We start from the raw sequence: 16,273 nt of genomic DNA, 5'->3' as shown, positions 1-16,273 counted from the left end.
GGGATCAGGCCTCGCCTTCGGTTTCGAACAGGACGCTATCGAGAGCTTCGCGGGCCGACTTGCCGGCCCAGATCACGAACTGGAAGGCCTGGAAGTAGCGCTCGCAAGCCTCCACCGCGACCCGCAGCATGGTCTCGCATTGTCCGTCGGTGGGATCGGCCCCGCCCGCCAGCAGAAGGGCATGGCGGAACATCACCACGTTCTCCGTGCTCCACAGGTCGAAATGCCCGACCCAGAGCTGCTCGTTGACGGCGGAGATGAGCTGGAGAACGTCCTGGCGGCGGCGCTCGGGAACCTTCAGGTCGAAGGCGCAGGCCATGTGCAGCGCCTCGACATCCTCGATCCAGGTGAAGGCGACGTCGTAATCCGCCCAGCGACCGGCGACGGACACGGACATCTCGTCCGCCTCGGCGCGGTCGAAGATCCAGTGCCGCAGAGCAGCCAGACGCTCGACTACGTCGAGAGGGTGCTCCGCGCGGTCGATTTCAAGATGAATCTGCGACATGTCGATCCAGAAAGTTCAGTTGCCTGAATATGGTAAACACATCCGGGCAACACCATTGCATCAATCCGGGCACTATTCGGAAGAAGATCTCGGAATACTTCCGTATTCGGAGCCCTCTGCCGCCGCAGCCTCGAATCAGCTCATGAATCGACAGTCTTAGATTTCGGCCTCTGTCACAATGCGCCGGGTTCACCTGTCCACAACAGGAGACCCGCGCCGGGTGCAGGCCGGCTTTTCACCCCGGTCAGGGCGTGGCGGCACCCGTGCCGCCGGAACCGGCGAGCTTCGCCTCCAGGTCCTTCAGCCGGGCCTCGAGCCGCTCGTTCTCCTCGCGGGCCGCGATCACCATCTCGCGCAGGACCTCGACCTCCTCGCGGGTGGCGACGTCCATATCCTTCATGAGGCGCTCGAACTGGCTGCGGACCACGCTCTCGACCTCGCGCCGGACACCCTGGGCCGCGCCCGCGGCATCGGTGGCAAAGCGGGCGAGTTCATCGAAGATCCGGTTGGACGATTGGGTCATGAGGTCAATCCACAGCGTTCGGCGGGCCTGCCTGGCCCCGGAACGCCACACATGGGCGCATTCGCCCTAAACTGCAACAGGGTTGACGATCCTCGCCTGACGGGTCCAATGGCAACCCGTTCGATCAAGGCCCTCTCATGCCGCTCTCATTCCCGCTCATCGACCCGATTGCCATCTCCATCGGCCCCCTGGCGATCCGCTGGTACGCGCTCGCCTACGTGGCCGGCCTCCTCGGCGGCTGGTTCTATGCCAAGCGCCTGGCTGCAAAGGCGGACCTCTGGGCCGGCCTCAAGCAGCCCAAGCCCATGGATGTGGACGATCTCATCGTCTGGGTGGCGCTCGGCGTCGTGCTGGGCGGGCGCGTCGGCTACGTGCTGTTCTACAATCTGGGATCCTATCTCTCGCAGCCCCTGGAAATCTTCGCGATCTGGCGCGGCGGGATGTCGTTCCATGGCGGCTTCCTGGGCGCGGTGCTGGCCATCGTGCTCTTTGCCCGCTCGCGTGGGCTCAACCCGCTCGCCATGCTCGACATGGCCGCCGTGGTGACGCCCATCGGGTTGTTCTTCGGCCGCATCGCCAACTTCATCAACGGGGAGCTGTGGGGCAGGCCGGCGCCCGACTTCCCCTATGCGGTGGTCTTCCCTCACGCGGGACCGGTGCCACGCCATCCCAGCCAGCTCTACGAGGCTCTGGGCGAGGGCCTGATCCTGTTCATCGTCATGATTATCGCGGCGCGGCGCTTCGGCTTCCGCAGGCCCGGGCTGCTCGGCGGGATCTTCGTGCTCGGCTATGCGCTCGCCCGCATCGCAGCCGAGTTCTTCCGTGAACCGGACGCGCAGCTCGGATTCCTCTTCGGCTCGTCCGTGCAAGCATTGGGCGGCGGCATCACCATGGGCATGCTGCTCTCGATCCCCATGGCGCTCGTGGGCGCGGCAGTCATCGGGCTTGCGGCGCGCGGCTTGACGCGGCCGAGACAAGCGGTCGGGGCTGCGTGACGGCGCTGAAGGACACCTTGCGCGAGACCATCGCCCTGGAGGGGCCGATCACGGTCGAACGCTACATGGGCCTGTGCCTCCGCCACTATTACGGCACCCGCGACCCGTTGGGTGCCGCCGGCGACTTCACCACGGCACCCGAGATCAGCCAGATGTTCGGCGAGCTGATCGGCCTGTGGATGCTGGAGGTCTGGAACGGCATGGACCGCCCTGCCCCCTGCCGCCTCGTCGAGCTGGGGCCGGGACGCGGCACACTGATGGCGGATCTGCTGCGGGCGACACGGCTCCTGCCCGATTTCAAGACAGCCACCACCGTTCATCTTGTGGAGACAAGCCCATCTCTGAGGCAGCGGCAGCAGGCAGCCCTCGCCTCCTCCGGGTTTTCAGTTGAGTGGCATGATCGCCTTCAGGATGTGCCGACAGGTCCCATGCTTCTCGTGGCCAACGAGTTCTTCGATGCGCTCCCCGTTCGCCAGTTCCTCGCCACCGAGCGCGGCTGGTGCGAGCGCCTGATAGGCCTCGACGGCGAGCGGCTGATCCTCGGCCTGCGCCCGGAGCCGGAGCAGGCTCTCGGAAAGCCCCTGCGGCTCGGCGATATTCTCGAATGGCCTGCCGCCTCAATCGACATCATGGGCGAACTCGCCGGGAGGCTTGCCCGCGACGGCGGCGCGGCCCTGGTGCTGGATTACGGCTATTGGGGCCCGGCCTTCGGCGACACCCTGCAGGCCCTGAAACATCACCAGCCGGTCGATCCCCTGGAGGAGCCGGGAGACGCGGACCTCACCACCCATGTGGACTTCCACCGCCTCGCCCAGGCCGCCGCCTCACAGGGCGCTCGGGCTCACGGCATCGCCGCGCAGGGCGATTTCCTCCAGGCTCTCGGCATCGAGGCTCGCGCCAAGGCCCTGAAGGCTCGGGCCACGCCGCTCCAGGCGACTGACATCGACCAGGCCCTTGACCGCCTGACCGAGCGCGGCCCGACGGGCATGGGAGAGCTGTTTAAGGTTTTGGCCATTACACATGAGGGCATCGGGGCCGTTCCCGGATTGCCTGCCCTGCCCTCCTCTTCGTAGGATCGCCCCATGTTCATCCAAGCCCCTGCCCTTTCCTCCCAGCCGAGCATCCGCCACGCCTTCTTCACGCGGGAAGGCGGCGTCTCGGAGGGCATCTATGCCTCGCTCAACGGCGGCGTCGGCTCCTCCGACGATCCGGAAAAGGTGCGGGAGAACCGCCGCCGCATGTCAGAGACACTTGCCGTGGCGCCCGAGGCCCTGATCAGCGTCTATCAAGTTCACTCGCCCGATGCGGTGACCGTGGAGGGCCCCTGGCAGGGTGAGCGCCCCAAGGCCGACGCCATGGTGACCTCCGTGCCGGGCCTGGCGCTGGGCATCACCACGGCGGATTGCGGACCGGTTCTCTTCTCAGATCCCGAAGCGCGCGTCATCGGGGCGGCCCATGCGGGCTGGCGCGGGGCCGTGACGGGCGTTCTCGAAGCCACCGTCGAGGCGATGGAGCGGCTTGGAGCCCGGCGCGGGAACATTGTCGCGGTGCTCGGGCCCACGATCAGCCAGAAGGCCTACGAGGTCGGCCCCGACTTCATCGAGCGCTTCAACAAGGAAGTGCCCGGCCATGAGCGCTTTCTCAAGAGCGCGGAGAGGCCGGGCCATGCCATGTTCGACCTCCCCGGCTTCATCGGCGCGCGCCTGGAGGCGGCAGGCATCGGCGCCTTCACGGATCTCGGGCTCTGCACCTATTCCGACGAGGAGCGGTTCTACAGCTATCGCCGCACCACTCACCGCCAGGAGCCGGATTACGGCCGCCTGATCTCGGCGATCGCGCTCACTCCCTGATGCCGGCCACGTCCGGCGTCTCCCAGGCGAGGTGCTGGCCACCGTCGACAGCGATCATCTGCCCGGTGACGCTGCGCGCACCCGCAAGGTAGAGCACCGCATCGGCGATCTCGTCCGGCGTTCCGCCATGCCCTAGTGGCACGGCGCTGCTCTGCTTGGCGAAGTCCTCATCCCCCTGGCGCACATTCGACAGGGTCGGGCCCGGCCCGATGGCATTCACCCGGATGCGCGGCGCCAACGCCTGGGCCATGGTCCGGGTGGCGGTGAAGAGGGCGGCCTTCGTGAGCGTGTAGGAAAAGAACTGCGGCGTGAGCTTCCAGACCCGCTGGTCGACGATGTTGACGATGCATCCCTGGCCCCCGACGCGCAACTGATGGGCGAAGTCGCGGGCGAGGAAGGCCGGCGCACGCAGGTTGACGGCAAAGTGCCGGTCCCACCGCTCCTGCGACAGAGTTTCGACCTCGTCGGGCTCGAACTCGGAGGCATTGTTCACGAGCAGGGTCAGAGCACCCAGGGCTCTGACAGCCTCCGGCACGAGGCGTTCGACGGCATCTCCATCGGCCAGATCGGCCTGCACGACGGTTACTCTCCCGCCGGCGCCCCGGATCTGCGCAGCCATGCGCTCAGCCTCGTCCGTCGAGCGGCGGCAATGGATGGCTACAGCGTAGCCTTCCGCAGCAAGCCGCTCGACGATCCTGCGACCGATGCGCTGAGCGCCTCCGGTCACGAGGGCTGCTTTTTCCATGCTCCACCTCTTGAAATGTAAATCTGTTGCGTCAAGTATCTGCCTTCGCCAAGAAAATGACATTTTTTCGTTGCGTCGTCGAACTAATGGCCAAGCTGTGCGTTGTGGGTCCAGCGATGCCACAAGGGGAACAGCACGGGCATTACCGCCACAATCCTGCCACAACACTTCTTGGCTGCTGTGGTTGTGAGGTCACAGCCCTCGCGAGGTTGTCGCTCTATAAATGGGGAGTGCCCGGCTTGATCCGATGGAATTCGGTTGGGCTGGCATGACATCGATTAGGAAAGAGAAACCATGAAGAAGATTCTTCTCGCCAGCGTCGCCCTCTTCGGCTTCGCCGGGGCTGCCTCCGCTGCGGACCTGCCCATGCGCGCTGCTCCGCCGGCTCCGATCATCGCCGCTGCTCCGATCTTCACCTGGACCGGCTTCTACGTCGGTGTGAACGCCGGCTACGGCTGGTCGAACAACGACTTCGACGTCGTCGATCTGGCGGACGAGAATGACGACGGCGGCTTCGTCGGCGGCGCCCAGGTCGGCTACAACTACCAGATCGGCTCCTTCGTGGTCGGTCTCGAAGGCGACATCCAGTACGCCGACTTCGGCTCCGAGTTCAGCTTCGACTCCGACGCTGACGGCGACATCGACGGCGACGACGACGTGTTCGATAGCGGCGACTGGTTCGGCACGGTTCGTGCTCGCGCCGGTGTGGCCTTCGACCGCGCTCTGATCTACGCCACCGGCGGCTTCGCGTTCGCGGACGACTCCACCGGCTGGACCGTGGGTGGTGGTATGGAGTACGCCTTCACCAACAACCTGTCGGCGAAGATCGAAGGTCTGTACGTCAACCTCGACAACGACGACGACTTCCCGGGCTTCGACGGCGAGACCGACTTCGGCGTGATCCGCGCCGGTCTGAACTTCCGCTTCGGCACCTACTAAGATCCGTCTCTTCTCCAGAGACAGAAAAGGCCCGGGTCACCCCGGGCCTTTTTCGTTTCAGGGTGCCACCCTGGTCTTGGCATAGGCCGGAACCCGGGCCTCGAAATCGGCAAGCCACGCGACGAGCTTCGGATAGTTCTCGCGCCACCGGCCGCCGAAGCGCAGGTCGAGATAGCCCAGGGCACAGGCAAGGGCGATCTGGCCGATATGCAGGTCCTGTCCGGGCGCCGACAGATGCGCCTCGGCATGGTCGAGGCCGCGGCGCACCTTGTCCGCCTGGTGATCCATCCATTTCGGCTCGCGCTTGTCCTCCTGGCGGAAGCGTCCCTCATAGACCTGCAGCAGCGCCGCATCCATGATTCCGTCGGCGAGCGCCTGATCGCGCAGGGCGGTAAACCGCTCCGGCCCGTTCGGGATGACGCGCCCACCGCCGGCGAGATGATCGAGATAATCGACGATCACACGGGAATCGTAGAGCACATCTCCGTTCTCGAGGATCAGCGCCGGGATCTTGCCCAGCGGATTCTGCTGGCGGATCGAATCCTCCGGGTTCAGCGTGTCGGCATCGACGATGTCGATCCGGTCCGAGACACCAAGAATCGTGGCGGCGAGCTTCACCTTCCGGCCGAAGGGCGACGCGGGCGAGGAGCGGAGAACGAGCATGAGCAAACCCCTGATCTGACAGAATGGGGCAAGTCATGAACGGTCGCGGCGCCTGCGGCAATCCGTTTTAAGCAGGGGGTCCGAAGGCTTCACAGCGATAAGCGCCGTAGCCGCTGCGCGACAGGCGCTCCGCCAGGGCTGGCAGCAGCAGTTCGCCCTCCTGTCCCAATGACCATGGAGGGTTGAGCACGAACAGCCCACTGCCGTTAAGCCGGGTCTTGTCGCGCGGATCGTCCACGTAGAGTTCGAGCCGCAGGCCGGGGCGCGGGCTCTCCCGATGGAGCCGCCCGGCCACCGCATCGACGGGCCCCACATCCTTGATCGGATACCAGCCGGCATAGACGCCGGTAGGCCATTTCTTCAAGGCATCGAGAAGCTCCGTGCCGAGCCGTTCCAGTTCATGAGGCTGCTCGTAGGGCGGATCGATGAGAACCACGCCGCGCTTCTCCTTGGGCGGGATCAGGGCATGGAGCGCCGTCCAGCCGTCGAGATGCATGACCTTCAGGTTCGAGACCTCGTTGAAGGCTTCGCTCAGCACCGCATGGTCGGCCGGATGCAGTTCCACGAACACGCCCCGATCCTGCCGCCGCAGAACTTCGCGCACGATGCCCGGCGAGCCGGGATAGATGGTTTGCCCATGCCGAGCTCGCACATCGGCAACGACTTTGCGGTAAGGAGCGAGGAGTTCCTCGACCTCCGGCGCGAAAGGCTCTTCCAGGCGACCGATGCCGTCGACCCACTCCCCCGTCCGACCGGCCTCGTCGCCGCCGAGATCGTAGAGGCCGATCCCCGCATGGGTGTCGACGACGCGAAGCGGCGTCTCCTTACGCTGCAGATAGGTGAGGATCCGCACCAGAACGGCGTGTTTCATGACGTCGGCGAAATTGCCGGCGTGAAAGGCATGGCGGTAATTCATGTTCGTCCTAAAGCATCGGATCCATGGCGGATTCCAGTTCTGGAAGCGATCCGATGCCCCTTTCCCTCATGGGCGCATCGTTCGGTGCGCTATCTCACCGCCGGGACGGAGACCTCGCTCGCGCGGCAGCCGCTGCGGTCGACCTCGGGACACTGGCGGAAACCGCGCAGGTCCTTGCCGAGGCAGATGCGCACCTCCTGGAAGATACGCCGTCCGCAGGAAACCGCCATCATGTCGGCGCGCAGGCCCGGATTGGCTCTCATGAAGGCCTGCTCGATCTCGCTCGGCAGAACCCGGGAGCGGCTGTCCAGCCCCCTGAAGCTGTCGGGAATGCGCACGAGCTCGCGGGCGCGGCGCACCGCCTGAAAGTAGCCGCTCGGCGATTGCCCCGAGCACGTCCCATGCTTGCGCCACTGGTAGCGCGCCAGGTTGTCGTCCGGGAACAGACCCTTGGCATCGTCGATCGCTGCCCGCGCCACGAAACGTCCGCCGGGTTCGCAGAAGCTGGGATAGCCCTGCTCGTTCTGCGGCCACAGGCCGTGGGTCACGAAGCCGAGCCCGCTGCCGCTGTCGCATTGCCGGCTTCGGCTGCCGCTGTGCTCACAGAAGCCCGGCGACCAGGAGAGAGCCAGCACGTAGAAGTCGAACTGTCCTACGGGAGCGCCCCTCGCCTCCCGCATGCCCTGGGCTGCCGTGGGAGAGAGCGAAAGAAGGCTGCCGCCCGCGAAGGCCAGGGCGAAGCATACCTTCTTGAGAACGTCCCTCATCTCAACTCTTTTGGTGAGCCTCATCATGGTGCCGCAAAGCCGGATCCGCTAAGGCGCACGATGCGTCAGGCACCGGCGCAGGATCAAGGGGCGGCCTGCTTGCAGTGGGGCGCGTAGGCATGGTTGTTGTCGAAGCCATCCACGCAGGCCAGCGTGTCCCAGCCGATGCCGAGGAAGCCGAGATCCTCGCGAATCGAGTAGTTGATCCTGTGCCGCTCGCCGTCGGACATGAGCACCGTGCCGGTGCAGAAGCGGCGCGGGATGTAATCCAGGCCCCAGGGACGCCAGGCGACCTGCTGCACCCGCTCGAACGCCACGATCGTGCGGGTCGAGTTCCAGAACTTGTATTCCTTATGCGCGAATTTCGTGCTGATGTCGTGAAACACGGACGGATCGGCGCAGGCCGGCAGCGAGGCATCGAAGGGGATTTCGCGCCGTTCTGCGGGCGTGATCTCACGGGCGATCACAGGTGCGCTCAGCATCACGCAGGAGACGAAAGCCGCCAGCCACTTCATTCGGGTGCTCCAACAGGTCTTTTGGATCTTGTTCCATCGACCATGTGGGCGAAGCCCGAGAAGGTCAAGGCTCCGCTTGTGGTTTAATAGATAGCGTGGCTGTTCAGCACCATCGGGGCAGCAGCCGGACGCCCCTGGGGCCGCGGCGGAGCATAGGTCTGCTCCAGGGGACGGCCCGCCGGCGGCTGCGCCGGATAGGAGGCCACCGGCGCGGGGCTCCGGGTTCCTGCAGCCTGGCCCGGCAGGTCGGCCGCATATCCGTTCGGAACCGGGGAGCGCTGCAGCGGAGCCACCGGCACAGCCAGGGTGGGAGCCGGAGGCGGCGCAGGTGGGATATAGGCGCCCCCTTCCGACACGTCCTGTTCCAGATCCACCGGGGCCAGATCGCCGGCAGCGGCCGCGCTTTGGAGAACCTCCTGGCTGCGCTCGGGATCGATCCGGGGTGAAAACTTCAGGATCGGCTTGCAGATGCGCCGCTCGCCGCGAGGATCGTGCCGCGCCAGATCGATGTGGAAGTGATCGTAATGGAACGCGTCGGAACCCGGCCCGAGAACGGTCGTGAAGTAGCGGCAGGCCCCCACGAAGGCCTCGCGCAGGAACTCCTGCTCGGCGGGATCGCGGCCGCGCCAGCCGTTGGCAACCGAGATCTCCCGGCCATCTGCGAGGACAAACCCCATGACATCAAGGGCATTGCCGAAGGAATGCTCGGAAAGCTTGGCGCCCCGCTGGTTGTTGCGGGGACGGCAGGAATAGGAGCCCGCCTTGATGTCGGCGAGCGGGACGCCGAAATACATCTCGGCGGCGGGCCGCACGATCTCGTCGAGCCAGATATCGATCCGGGGAATGATCGGGCAGGCGAGCGTGACTTTCGACTTCAACCCGACCGAGCCGTTGTTGAAGGCCGAGACCTTGAACGGGTAATCCATGCCGCAGACGCCGGGCCCGTCGATTTTGGAACTCAGGGACATATAGGCGGAAGGCTGCACGAGGCGCTGGGACAGGCAGGCCTCCTCGGCCTGCGCGCGCCAAGGCTCGCGCTGCTCGAACCGAAACAGTCCGCAACCGGTAAGCCCGAGCCCGACGAGCGATAGGGCAACAAACGCAACTAACCCACGACGCATGGCCGGAGACTTAGCAGCAGGCTCGTAAACATCCCGTCAACGGCGGGTGGGCCGGCTGCCCTGCCCGGCCGATTCGGCCCTTTGCATCCGCTTCATGACCTTACAGGCCTGGGAAACCCGGGGTGCGACACAATGGATCAGGAACATTTTTCGTCGAAAGTTGAAAACGATTTCATTCCTGAGAATACAAGGCGTTAACGATTTGTTAACCACCTCGGCGGCCAGCCTTTGCGGCCCTGAAGCTCCTGGAATCGCTTCTCAGGCCCTCGCAGGTTTGATACCCTACCTATCCATTCATAGAGGGGGGTTAACCCCTATAGGGAAAGGGGCCGCGATGCATCTGACATCCAATCTCGACTGGACAGCCAAGCTCAACATCGTAGCCGTCTGCGCGTCCTCCTCTTTCATCCTCGCCGTGGTGGCAGGTCTTTTCTAGGAAGAGGCACAGCGGCTTCGGGCGAGCCGCTCCAAGTCATGGTTTCTCCACGCTGCCGCGGTTTCCCGGCAGCGTTTTTCATGTCTCCGGGCAGGGCGTCTCCGTGACACTCCAGGACATGACGTTGATCTCCATCTGGCACTGCGCCAGCCTCGGCCCTTCGGCCGTTCTCAGGCACACCTTCTCTCCAGGGGCGAACATCCGCCCCTGCGCCCTGCAGTAGCATTCGAGCGGATTGTGAGCAGGAGCTTGAGCCGTCTGGGATAGTACCGGCCGCTCGTGAGCGGCGGCAGGGGCCAGACCCATTAGGGCAAGAACGACGACCACGCTGCGCATCAGGCATCTCCGCGTGTCATTTCCCTCGCGATGGTCCGCCTTTCCCGCCATAAGGTCAAGGAAATGCACCTGCAACGCAGCCCGACCCCATGCGCCTTACATCTCCGGAACTCTTGATCCGCCCCGGAACCGCCACCGACAGCAGCGCCATCGGGCGGATCCTGGCTGAGGGCTGGAAACAGGCCTATTCCGGCTTCATGCCCGAGGACGAACTCGGCCCACGGGTGGATCCCGACCATCGGGCGCGGGAGGTCGAGACATGGCTCTCGAACGATTTCAATACTGGCACGGAGTTGCTGCTCGTGGCGGAATTGGCCGGCGACGCGGCCGGGTTCCTGGCGGCGCGCCTGGGCGACCGCAACGATGTCGGATCGGTGGCGCAGGTCACCCTGCTCTACGTTTCTCCCGAGAGGCAAGGCCGCGGCATCGGACGCCGGCTTCTCCTGGAAGCGGCCGAATGGCTGAAGGTCCGTGCGCCCGGCCCGGTCTCCATCGGGGCCTTCGAGCAGAACCCTTTCCGGTCCTTCTACGACGCCATCGGAGGCGTCGTGGTCAAGCAGGTCATGGTGAGGGTCGATGCCTTCAAGTGGCCGGTCGTCATCTATCTCTGGCCTTCGCCGGAGGCGCTTCAGGACGGCATCCGGGCCTGACGCGTCAGGCCCACCGCTCCATCGCCCGGTCGTCGGCCTCCTTGGCCTCGACCCATGCGCCAGTAGTCCCGTCCTTCAGGTGCTCGCGCTTCCAGAACGGCGCCTGCGTCTTCAGGTAGTCCATCAGGAACGACGCCGCCTCGAAAGCCGCTTGCCGGTGGGCGCTGGCGGCAAGCACCAGCACGATCTCCTCGCCGGGAGAAATTCGGCCGAACCGGTGGATGACGGTGAGGCCCAGGAGGGGCCAGCGGCTTTCCGCCTGCCCGGCGATCCGGTCGATCTCGGCCTCGGCCATGCCGGGATAATGCTCGAGTTCGAGGGCCGCCAGCCGCCCGCCCTCATCCCGGCACAGGCCGGTGAAGGCCACCACCGCGCCGATATCCGCCCTCCCCTCGGTCAGGATCGCCGTCTCGACGGCGGTGTCGAAAGGTTCGGACTGGATGCGGATGGTGCGTGCCATGGCGGTCGCGCCCCTCGAAGGGCTAGCCTCCGGTCATGGGAGGGAAGAAGGCGATCTCCCGCGCGCCGGCGATGGAGGCCTCGGGCTTGACATGGACATGGTCGACGGCGGCCCGGACGACGCCCTCGTTCTCGAAGGCATATGAGTATTCCTCGCCCCGGCCTTTGAGCCAGCGCACCAGATCCGCCACGGTTCCGATACCCTCCGGCAGCTCGACGTCTTCGTCCGTCTTGCCGACCCGCTCGCGCACCCAGGCGAAATAGACGAGCTTCATGGCCTTCAGCCTTCGTCCACGAGGTGGTGGATGCCGTTCTTGAAGTAGTCCCAGCCGGTATAGATCGTCAGGACCGCCGCGACCCAGAGCAGGACGACGCCGATCAGGGTGTTGTTCGGCAGAACCGTCTCGCCGGCCGGCCCTGCGATCAGGAAGCCCAGCGACACAAGCTGCAGGGTGGTCTTCCACTTGGCCACCCGGCTCACCGGCACGCTCACCTTCAGCTCGGCCAGGAACTCGCGCAGGCCCGAGACCAGGATCTCGCGGCACAGGATCACGATGGCGGCCCAGAGCGACCAGCCATGGATCGTGCCGTCCGCCACCAGCATCAGGAGGCACGCGGCCACCAGAAGCTTGTCCGCAATGGGATCGAGCATGCGCCCGAGGGCCGATTGCTGGGCATAGGTGCGCGCCACATAGCCGTCGAGGTAGTCGGTGATCGCCGCAATGGCGAAGACGATCAGCGCCGCCCAACGGGACCAGTGGTCCTCCGGCCAGAACAGCAGGCCGACCACGACCGGCACCGCCGCAAGCCGACCGTAGGTCAGCATGTTCGCCAGGTTGAAGGCCTTCGAGCGGCTTAAGGAAGGAGCAATCTTCATATCACCCGCAGGAAGCATGAGGACACCCGTTCCGTCAATCGCGGAAGCCGGCGGTCGCGGAACGTGACCCTTACGTGATCCACATTCCGCCGCACTCAACCCCGCTCGTGAAAAAAGTCGTGGACGGCCCGGGCCGTGGCGGCGTTGACGCCCGGCGCCTTCATCAGGTCCTCCAGGGCCGCGCGCTGGATCGCCTTGACCGTGCCGAAATGGTGCAGGAGCGCCCGCTTGCGGGTCGGGCCGATGCCGGGAATCTCGTCGAGGGGGTTCTTCACCAGCTCGCGCTTGCGCTTGGCCCGGTGCGCCCCGATGGCGAAGCGGTGCGCCTCGTCACGCAGGCGCTGCACGAAATAGAGCGCGGGGTCCCGCGGCGGCATCTTGAAGGGCGGCTGGCCCGGCTTGAAGAAGGTCTCGCGGCCCGCGTCGCGGTCGCGCCCCTTTGCGATGCCGACGAGGGCCACGTCGTCCTCGCTGACGCCGACATCGGCAAGCGCCTGGCGCGCCGCCTCGAGCTGCCCCTTGCCGCCGTCGATCAGCACCAGATCCGGCCAAGCCGGCAACCCGTCGTCTCCATTGGCGGCCCCATTGCCGTCCGGGCCACGCGGCTCCTCCTTCACCAGGCGGGCGAAGCGGCGCTGCAGCATCTCGCGCATCATACCGTAATCGTCGCCCGGCTTCAGGTCTTCCGACTTCATGTTGAAGGTGCGGTAGTGCTGCTTCATGAAGCCGTTGGCGCCCGCCACCACCATGGCGCCGACCGCATTGGTGCCCATGATGTGCGAGTTGTCGTAGACCTCGACGCGCCGGGGCGGCTTCGCCAGCCCGAAGGCCTGGCCGAGGGAGATGAGAAGCTTCTGCTGCGAGGCCGTGTCGGCCAGCCGTCGGCCGAGCGCCTCGCGGGCGTTGCGAAGCACGTATTCGATGAGCTGGCGCCGCTCGCCGCGCTGCGGCGCATGGATTTCGACCTTGGCGTCGGTTCTGGTCGAGAGCGCCGCCGCCATCAGCTCCGCATCCTCGATCTCGTGCGAGAGCAGAATGAGGCGCGGCGCAGGCTTGTCGTCGTAGAACTGAGCGATGAAAGAGCCGAGGACCTCCTCCCGGCTCATGGACTTGTCGGCCTTCGGGAAATAGGCGCGGTTGCCCCAGTTCTGCCAGTTGCGGAAGAAGAACACCTCCACGCAGAACTGCCCCGCCTGCTCGTCGAGGGCGAAGACGTCCGCCTCTTCCACCGACTGGGTGTTGATGCCCTGCACGCCCTGGATGGCCGAGAGCGCAGCCAGACGGTCGCGGCAGCGCGCAGCGCGCTCGAACTCAAGGTCCTCGGCCGCCTGCTGCATCTCCTCGGTGATGCGCTGCTTCACCGCGTTCGACTTGCCCGACAGGAACGCCCGCGCCTCCGCCACGAGCCCGGCATATTCATCGTGCGGGATCTCGTTGGTGCAGGGGCCCGAGCAGCGCTTGATTTGAAAGAGCAGGCACGGCCGCGTGCGGTTCTCGTAGTAGCTGTCGTTGCAGGAGCGCAGCAGGAATGCGCGCTGGAGCGCGTTGATGGTGCGGTTGACCGCCCACACGCTGGCGAAGGGGCCGTAATAGTCGCCCTGGCGCTTGCGCGCGCCGCGATGCTTCACGAGCTGCGGCGCCTCGTGGTCTGCGGTCAGCAGAATATAGGGCAGAGACTTGTCGTCCCGCAGCAGCACGTTGTAGCGGGGCTTGAGCTGCTTGATGAGGTTGGCCTCGAGCAGCAGCGCCTCGGTTTCCGTCGCCGTGGTGACGAACTCCATCGACGAGGTTTCGCCGATCATCCGGGCGATGCGGTTGGAATGGCCCTGACCGCGGGCATAGGAGCCCACCCGGTTCTTCAGGCTCTTCGCCTTGCCCACATAGAGCACATCACCCTTCGCATCGAGCATCCGGTAGACCCCGGGCGCATTGGGCAGCGTGTTCCAGAAATGCCGGATGACCTCGGTGCCGCGCTGGACCGAGCCCGGATTGGCCTCCAGGTCGAACTCGACATCCGAGCCGCTCTCGACGGAAGCAGCCTCGTCCTGCTCGTCGTTGTCCAGAATGTCCGGCGGGACGTCGTTGGTGGTGTTGCGACTCATGGGAGAGATTTAAGGGCTCCGGAGTCGCGAGGAAAGTACCGCCGACGAACTGGCGCAGCCCTGCCGTTCGGGCTAAACCGCGAAGCTTCTGAAGGAACCGGAGCCGGATCATGCGCCTGTCGATCGTCACATCAGCCGTGGTTGCGGCCCTGGTGGGGTTCGGCAGCACCATCGCGATCATCATTGCGGCCGCGCAGGCGGTGGGGGCCGATGCCGCGCAGACCTCCTCCTGGGTGGCGGCGCTGTGCCTCGCCATGGCGGCGACCAGCGGCTTCCTGAGCGTCCGCTACCGGATGCCGGTCATCACCGCCTGGTCGACCCCCGGGGCGGCGCTCGTGGCAGCCTCGGCCGGCATTTCGATCCATGCAGCGGTCGGGGCCTTCCTGCTCGCCGGCGCCCTTATCGTCCTCGCAGCCCTAATCAAGCCGTTCGGGCGCTCCATCGAGCGCATCCCCACCTCCATCGCGGCCGCGATGCTAGCCGGCGTGCTGCTTCAGTTCGTCGTCGGGGTGTTTCAGAGCGCGCAAGGGGCGCCGGGCCTCGTCCTGCCCCTGGTCGCCATCTTCCTGGTGGTGCGCCTGTTCAATCCGGCGCTCGCCGTGCTGGCGGTCCTGTTCGTCGGCCTCGGCATCGCCTTCGGCGGCGGCATGGCCCAACCCCTGACATCGGATTTGAGCCTCTCCTCCCTCACCTTCATCGAGCCTGCCTTCGAGCCCGCGGCGCTGATCGGCCTCGGGCTGCCCCTGTTCCTGGTGAGCATGGCGTCCCAGAACCTGCCGGGCTTTGCGGTGCTCAAGGCCTCTGGCTACCAGCCGCCGTCCCGGCCGATCCTAGCCGCGACCGGGCTTGCCTCCGTGGTCACCGCCCTCTTCGGCGCCCACACGAGCAACCTCGCGGCCATTTCGGCGGCGATCTGCACCGGGCCCGATACGCACCCCGATCCCACGAAGCGCTGGATGGTGGGGCCGTTCTATTCTCTCAGCTACCTGATCTTCGCCGCCTTCAGCGCCGCCCTGATCGGCCTGATTGCGGCGCTGCCGCCCGAACTCATCAAGACCGTGGCGGGACTTGCCCTCATGGGCGCCTTCGCGGGCGCGCTCGGCTCCGCCCTGTCGGAGAGCTCCAAGGTCTTTCCAGCCGTCGTAACCCTGGCGGTGACAGCCTCCGGCCTCACCCTGTTCGGCATAGGCTCCGCCTTCTGGGGGCTGGCGGCCGGCCTCATCACTCTGGGGCTCGACCTCCTGGCAATCCGGCTGCGCCGACGCGGCTGATCTGGACGGCAGCCTCCGTTAAGCTTAAGACTTCGTTACGAAGAACAAGAACGGGGGCTCTCATGGGCGGGATGGCGCCTGCGGCACGTGTTGCCGCAATCATGCTGACGGCGGCTCTGGGAGCCTGCCAGGGCACCTTCAGCGCCTCGCCCGAGGGGATCCCCGTCGCGCTCGAGAGCATCGACGGCGCACCGGACCCGATCCGGGCTGCCCTGGCCGACGAACTCGCCACCGCAGCCACCGACCGCAAAGTCGATCTCGTGGGCGCCAGCGCCGAGGCGCGCTACCGGGTCCGCGGCTATCTCTCGACCTCGACCGAGGATGGAGAGACCCAGGTCGCCTATGTCTGGGACGTGTTCGATTCCCAGAAGCGGCGGGCCAAGCGCCTGGAGGGGTCGAGCCCCGTGACCGCCGCTTCCATCTCGTCCCTCGACAAGCAGGCCCTTGCCAAGCTGGCCCAGGCCAGCATGGGCGAGATCGCCGATTTCCTGAGCGCGGCCAAATCGGAAAAGCCGACCGCTCTCGAAGCGCCGCTTCAGACGGCAGAGGTCCAGCCGATGGAGACTTCGGACGAGGAGAGCCAAGTTGCAATGCAATGATTGC

At 65.9% G+C, this 16,273-nt stretch carries 20 protein-coding genes; 7 read left to right on the top strand and 13 right to left on the bottom strand.

What is annotated here, in order from left to right; all coding sequences use genetic code 11:
• Positions 1–4: 4 nt before the first annotated feature.
• Together JAO75_RS04940 and JAO75_RS04935 are read right to left on the bottom strand one after the other, a co-directional pair.
• On the bottom strand, positions 5–505 hold the full coding sequence (locus JAO75_RS04940) for a type III secretion system chaperone family protein (RefSeq protein ID WP_036351233.1): 501 nt from the start codon (positions 503–505) through the stop codon (positions 5–7).
• Between the two features lie 244 nt (positions 506–749).
• Positions 750–1,028, bottom strand: coding sequence for an accessory factor UbiK family protein (locus tag JAO75_RS04935; protein WP_199047176.1), 279 nt, complete (start codon positions 1,026–1,028; stop codon positions 750–752).
• 137 nt (positions 1,029–1,165) lie between these two features.
• Here JAO75_RS04935 and lgt point away from each other — a divergent pair, with 137 nt between their 5' ends.
• From lgt to pgeF, 3 genes are read left to right on the top strand one after another with little or no spacing between them, the layout of a single operon-like run.
• A complete protein-coding gene (lgt, locus tag JAO75_RS04930) occupies positions 1,166–2,023 on the top strand; it encodes a prolipoprotein diacylglyceryl transferase (RefSeq protein WP_199047174.1) in 858 nt (285 codons plus the stop codon).
• A complete protein-coding gene (locus JAO75_RS04925) occupies positions 2,020–3,096 on the top strand; it encodes a class I SAM-dependent methyltransferase (RefSeq protein ID WP_343234553.1) in 1,077 nt (358 codons plus the stop codon). Before lgt ends, JAO75_RS04925 begins: the two co-directional genes overlap by 4 nt.
• A gap of 9 nt (positions 3,097–3,105) precedes the next feature.
• The gene (gene pgeF / locus JAO75_RS04920; protein WP_199047172.1) at positions 3,106–3,873 is read left to right on the top strand and encodes a peptidoglycan editing factor PgeF; all 768 of its coding nucleotides are present in this window, start codon (positions 3,106–3,108) and stop codon (positions 3,871–3,873) included.
• Here pgeF and JAO75_RS04915 read toward each other — a convergent pair.
• Positions 3,863–4,618 (bottom strand): SDR family oxidoreductase, encoded by a 756-nt coding sequence (locus JAO75_RS04915; protein WP_199047170.1) that lies wholly within the window; start codon positions 4,616–4,618, stop codon positions 3,863–3,865. The two genes, pgeF and JAO75_RS04915, sit on opposite strands and share 11 nt — an antisense overlap.
• Positions 4,619–4,912: 294 nt before the next feature.
• On the opposite strand from JAO75_RS04915, the gene JAO75_RS04910 reads away from it, so the two are divergent.
• Positions 4,913–5,557, top strand: a complete 645-nt coding sequence (locus JAO75_RS04910) for an outer membrane protein (protein ID WP_199047168.1) — start codon at positions 4,913–4,915, stop codon at positions 5,555–5,557.
• Positions 5,558–5,614: 57 nt separating this feature from the next.
• On the opposite strand, the gene JAO75_RS04905 is transcribed toward JAO75_RS04910, so the two are convergent.
• The 6 genes from JAO75_RS04905 to JAO75_RS04880 all read right to left on the bottom strand — a co-directional run bounded on the left by JAO75_RS04905 (position 5,615) and on the right by JAO75_RS04880 (position 10,311).
• Positions 5,615–6,220 carry a glutathione S-transferase gene (locus JAO75_RS04905; protein WP_199047167.1) on the bottom strand — a complete coding sequence of 202 codons (606 nt, stop codon included), beginning with the start codon at positions 6,218–6,220 and terminating at the stop codon, positions 5,615–5,617.
• Positions 6,221–6,287: 67 nt separating this feature from the next.
• Positions 6,288–7,136, bottom strand: coding sequence for a 23S rRNA (adenine(2030)-N(6))-methyltransferase RlmJ (locus JAO75_RS04900; protein ID WP_199047166.1), 849 nt, complete (start codon positions 7,134–7,136; stop codon positions 6,288–6,290).
• Positions 7,137–7,225: 89 nt separating this feature from the next.
• On the bottom strand, positions 7,226–7,903 hold the full coding sequence (locus tag JAO75_RS04895; RefSeq protein WP_199047165.1) for a ribonuclease T2 family protein: 678 nt from the start codon (positions 7,901–7,903) through the stop codon (positions 7,226–7,228).
• Positions 7,904–7,986: 83 nt separating this feature from the next.
• Positions 7,987–8,418, bottom strand: a complete 432-nt coding sequence (locus tag JAO75_RS04890; RefSeq protein ID WP_199047164.1) for a hypothetical protein — start codon at positions 8,416–8,418, stop codon at positions 7,987–7,989.
• An 83-nt stretch (positions 8,419–8,501) separates the two neighbouring features.
• A complete protein-coding gene (locus JAO75_RS04885) occupies positions 8,502–9,539 on the bottom strand; it encodes an extensin-like domain-containing protein (protein ID WP_199047163.1) in 1,038 nt (345 codons plus the stop codon).
• A 514-nt stretch (positions 9,540–10,053) separates the two neighbouring features.
• Entirely contained in the window at positions 10,054–10,311 is a 258-nt protein-coding gene (locus JAO75_RS04880; protein WP_199047162.1) for a hypothetical protein, read from the bottom strand.
• Between the two features lie 89 nt (positions 10,312–10,400).
• On the opposite strand from JAO75_RS04880, the gene JAO75_RS04875 reads away from it, so the two are divergent.
• Positions 10,401–10,961, top strand: coding sequence for a GNAT family N-acetyltransferase (locus tag JAO75_RS04875; RefSeq protein ID WP_199047159.1), 561 nt, complete (start codon positions 10,401–10,403; stop codon positions 10,959–10,961).
• A 4-nt stretch (positions 10,962–10,965) separates the two neighbouring features.
• On the opposite strand, the gene JAO75_RS04870 is transcribed toward JAO75_RS04875, so the two are convergent.
• The 4 genes from JAO75_RS04870 to uvrC all read right to left on the bottom strand — a co-directional run bounded on the left by JAO75_RS04870 (position 10,966) and on the right by uvrC (position 14,399).
• Positions 10,966–11,421, bottom strand: a complete 456-nt coding sequence (locus JAO75_RS04870) for a molybdenum cofactor biosynthesis protein MoaE (protein ID WP_199047158.1) — start codon at positions 11,419–11,421, stop codon at positions 10,966–10,968.
• A 22-nt stretch (positions 11,422–11,443) separates the two neighbouring features.
• Entirely contained in the window at positions 11,444–11,695 is a 252-nt protein-coding gene (gene moaD, locus JAO75_RS04865; RefSeq protein ID WP_199047157.1) for a molybdopterin converting factor subunit 1, read from the bottom strand.
• A 5-nt stretch (positions 11,696–11,700) separates the two neighbouring features.
• A complete protein-coding gene (pgsA, locus tag JAO75_RS04860; protein ID WP_246742366.1) occupies positions 11,701–12,297 on the bottom strand; it encodes a CDP-diacylglycerol--glycerol-3-phosphate 3-phosphatidyltransferase in 597 nt (198 codons plus the stop codon).
• Between the two features lie 95 nt (positions 12,298–12,392).
• Positions 12,393–14,399, bottom strand: coding sequence for an excinuclease ABC subunit UvrC (gene uvrC, locus JAO75_RS04855; RefSeq protein WP_199047155.1), 2,007 nt, complete (start codon positions 14,397–14,399; stop codon positions 12,393–12,395).
• 110 nt (positions 14,400–14,509) lie between these two features.
• Between uvrC and JAO75_RS04850 the strand changes: the two genes are divergently transcribed.
• Both JAO75_RS04850 and JAO75_RS04845 read left to right on the top strand, forming a co-directional pair.
• Positions 14,510–15,670 carry a benzoate/H(+) symporter BenE family transporter gene (locus JAO75_RS04850; RefSeq protein ID WP_199047154.1) on the top strand — a complete coding sequence of 387 codons (1,161 nt, stop codon included), beginning with the start codon at positions 14,510–14,512 and terminating at the stop codon, positions 15,668–15,670.
• Between the two features lie 62 nt (positions 15,671–15,732).
• On the top strand, positions 15,733–16,269 hold the full coding sequence (locus JAO75_RS04845) for a hypothetical protein (RefSeq protein ID WP_199047152.1): 537 nt from the start codon (positions 15,733–15,735) through the stop codon (positions 16,267–16,269).
• Positions 16,270–16,273: the final 4 nt, after the last annotated feature.

This window comes from Microvirga splendida, from assembly GCF_016427565.1.
GTDB lineage: Bacteria > Pseudomonadota > Alphaproteobacteria > Rhizobiales > Beijerinckiaceae > Microvirga > Microvirga splendida.
This window is presented reverse-complemented; position numbering and strand designations above follow the sequence as displayed.

What these genes read in the sequence shown, in the direction of transcription:
- JAO75_RS04940 (WP_036351233.1), bottom strand. Translation starts at nt 505, where the DNA reads ATGTCGCAGATTCATCTTGAAATCGACCGCGCGGAGCACCCTCTCGAC.
- JAO75_RS04935 (WP_199047176.1), bottom strand. Translation starts at nt 1,028, where the DNA reads ATGACCCAATCGTCCAACCGGATCTTCGATGAACTCGCCCGCTTTGCC.
- lgt (WP_199047174.1), top strand. Translation starts at nt 1,166, where the DNA reads ATGCCGCTCTCATTCCCGCTCATCGACCCGATTGCCATCTCCATCGGC.
- pgeF (WP_199047172.1), top strand. Translation starts at nt 3,106, where the DNA reads ATGTTCATCCAAGCCCCTGCCCTTTCCTCCCAGCCGAGCATCCGCCAC.
- JAO75_RS04915 (WP_199047170.1), bottom strand. Translation starts at nt 4,618, where the DNA reads ATGGAAAAAGCAGCCCTCGTGACCGGAGGCGCTCAGCGCATCGGTCGC.
- JAO75_RS04910 (WP_199047168.1), top strand. Translation starts at nt 4,913, where the DNA reads ATGAAGAAGATTCTTCTCGCCAGCGTCGCCCTCTTCGGCTTCGCCGGG.
- JAO75_RS04905 (WP_199047167.1), bottom strand. Translation starts at nt 6,220, where the DNA reads ATGCTCGTTCTCCGCTCCTCGCCCGCGTCGCCCTTCGGCCGGAAGGTG.
- JAO75_RS04900 (WP_199047166.1), bottom strand. Translation starts at nt 7,136, where the DNA reads ATGAATTACCGCCATGCCTTTCACGCCGGCAATTTCGCCGACGTCATG.
- JAO75_RS04895 (WP_199047165.1), bottom strand. Translation starts at nt 7,903, where the DNA reads ATGAGGGACGTTCTCAAGAAGGTATGCTTCGCCCTGGCCTTCGCGGGC.
- JAO75_RS04890 (WP_199047164.1), bottom strand. Translation starts at nt 8,418, where the DNA reads ATGAAGTGGCTGGCGGCTTTCGTCTCCTGCGTGATGCTGAGCGCACCT.
- JAO75_RS04885 (WP_199047163.1), bottom strand. Translation starts at nt 9,539, where the DNA reads ATGCGTCGTGGGTTAGTTGCGTTTGTTGCCCTATCGCTCGTCGGGCTC.
- JAO75_RS04880 (WP_199047162.1), bottom strand. Translation starts at nt 10,311, where the DNA reads ATGCGCAGCGTGGTCGTCGTTCTTGCCCTAATGGGTCTGGCCCCTGCC.
- JAO75_RS04875 (WP_199047159.1), top strand. Translation starts at nt 10,401, where the DNA reads ATGCGCCTTACATCTCCGGAACTCTTGATCCGCCCCGGAACCGCCACC.
- JAO75_RS04870 (WP_199047158.1), bottom strand. Translation starts at nt 11,421, where the DNA reads ATGGCACGCACCATCCGCATCCAGTCCGAACCTTTCGACACCGCCGTC.
- moaD (WP_199047157.1), bottom strand. Translation starts at nt 11,695, where the DNA reads ATGAAGCTCGTCTATTTCGCCTGGGTGCGCGAGCGGGTCGGCAAGACG.
- pgsA (WP_246742366.1), bottom strand. Translation starts at nt 12,297, where the DNA reads ATGAAGATTGCTCCTTCCTTAAGCCGCTCGAAGGCCTTCAACCTGGCG.
- uvrC (WP_199047155.1), bottom strand. Translation starts at nt 14,399, where the DNA reads ATGAGTCGCAACACCACCAACGACGTCCCGCCGGACATTCTGGACAAC.
- JAO75_RS04850 (WP_199047154.1), top strand. Translation starts at nt 14,510, where the DNA reads ATGCGCCTGTCGATCGTCACATCAGCCGTGGTTGCGGCCCTGGTGGGG.
- JAO75_RS04845 (WP_199047152.1), top strand. Translation starts at nt 15,733, where the DNA reads ATGGGCGGGATGGCGCCTGCGGCACGTGTTGCCGCAATCATGCTGACG.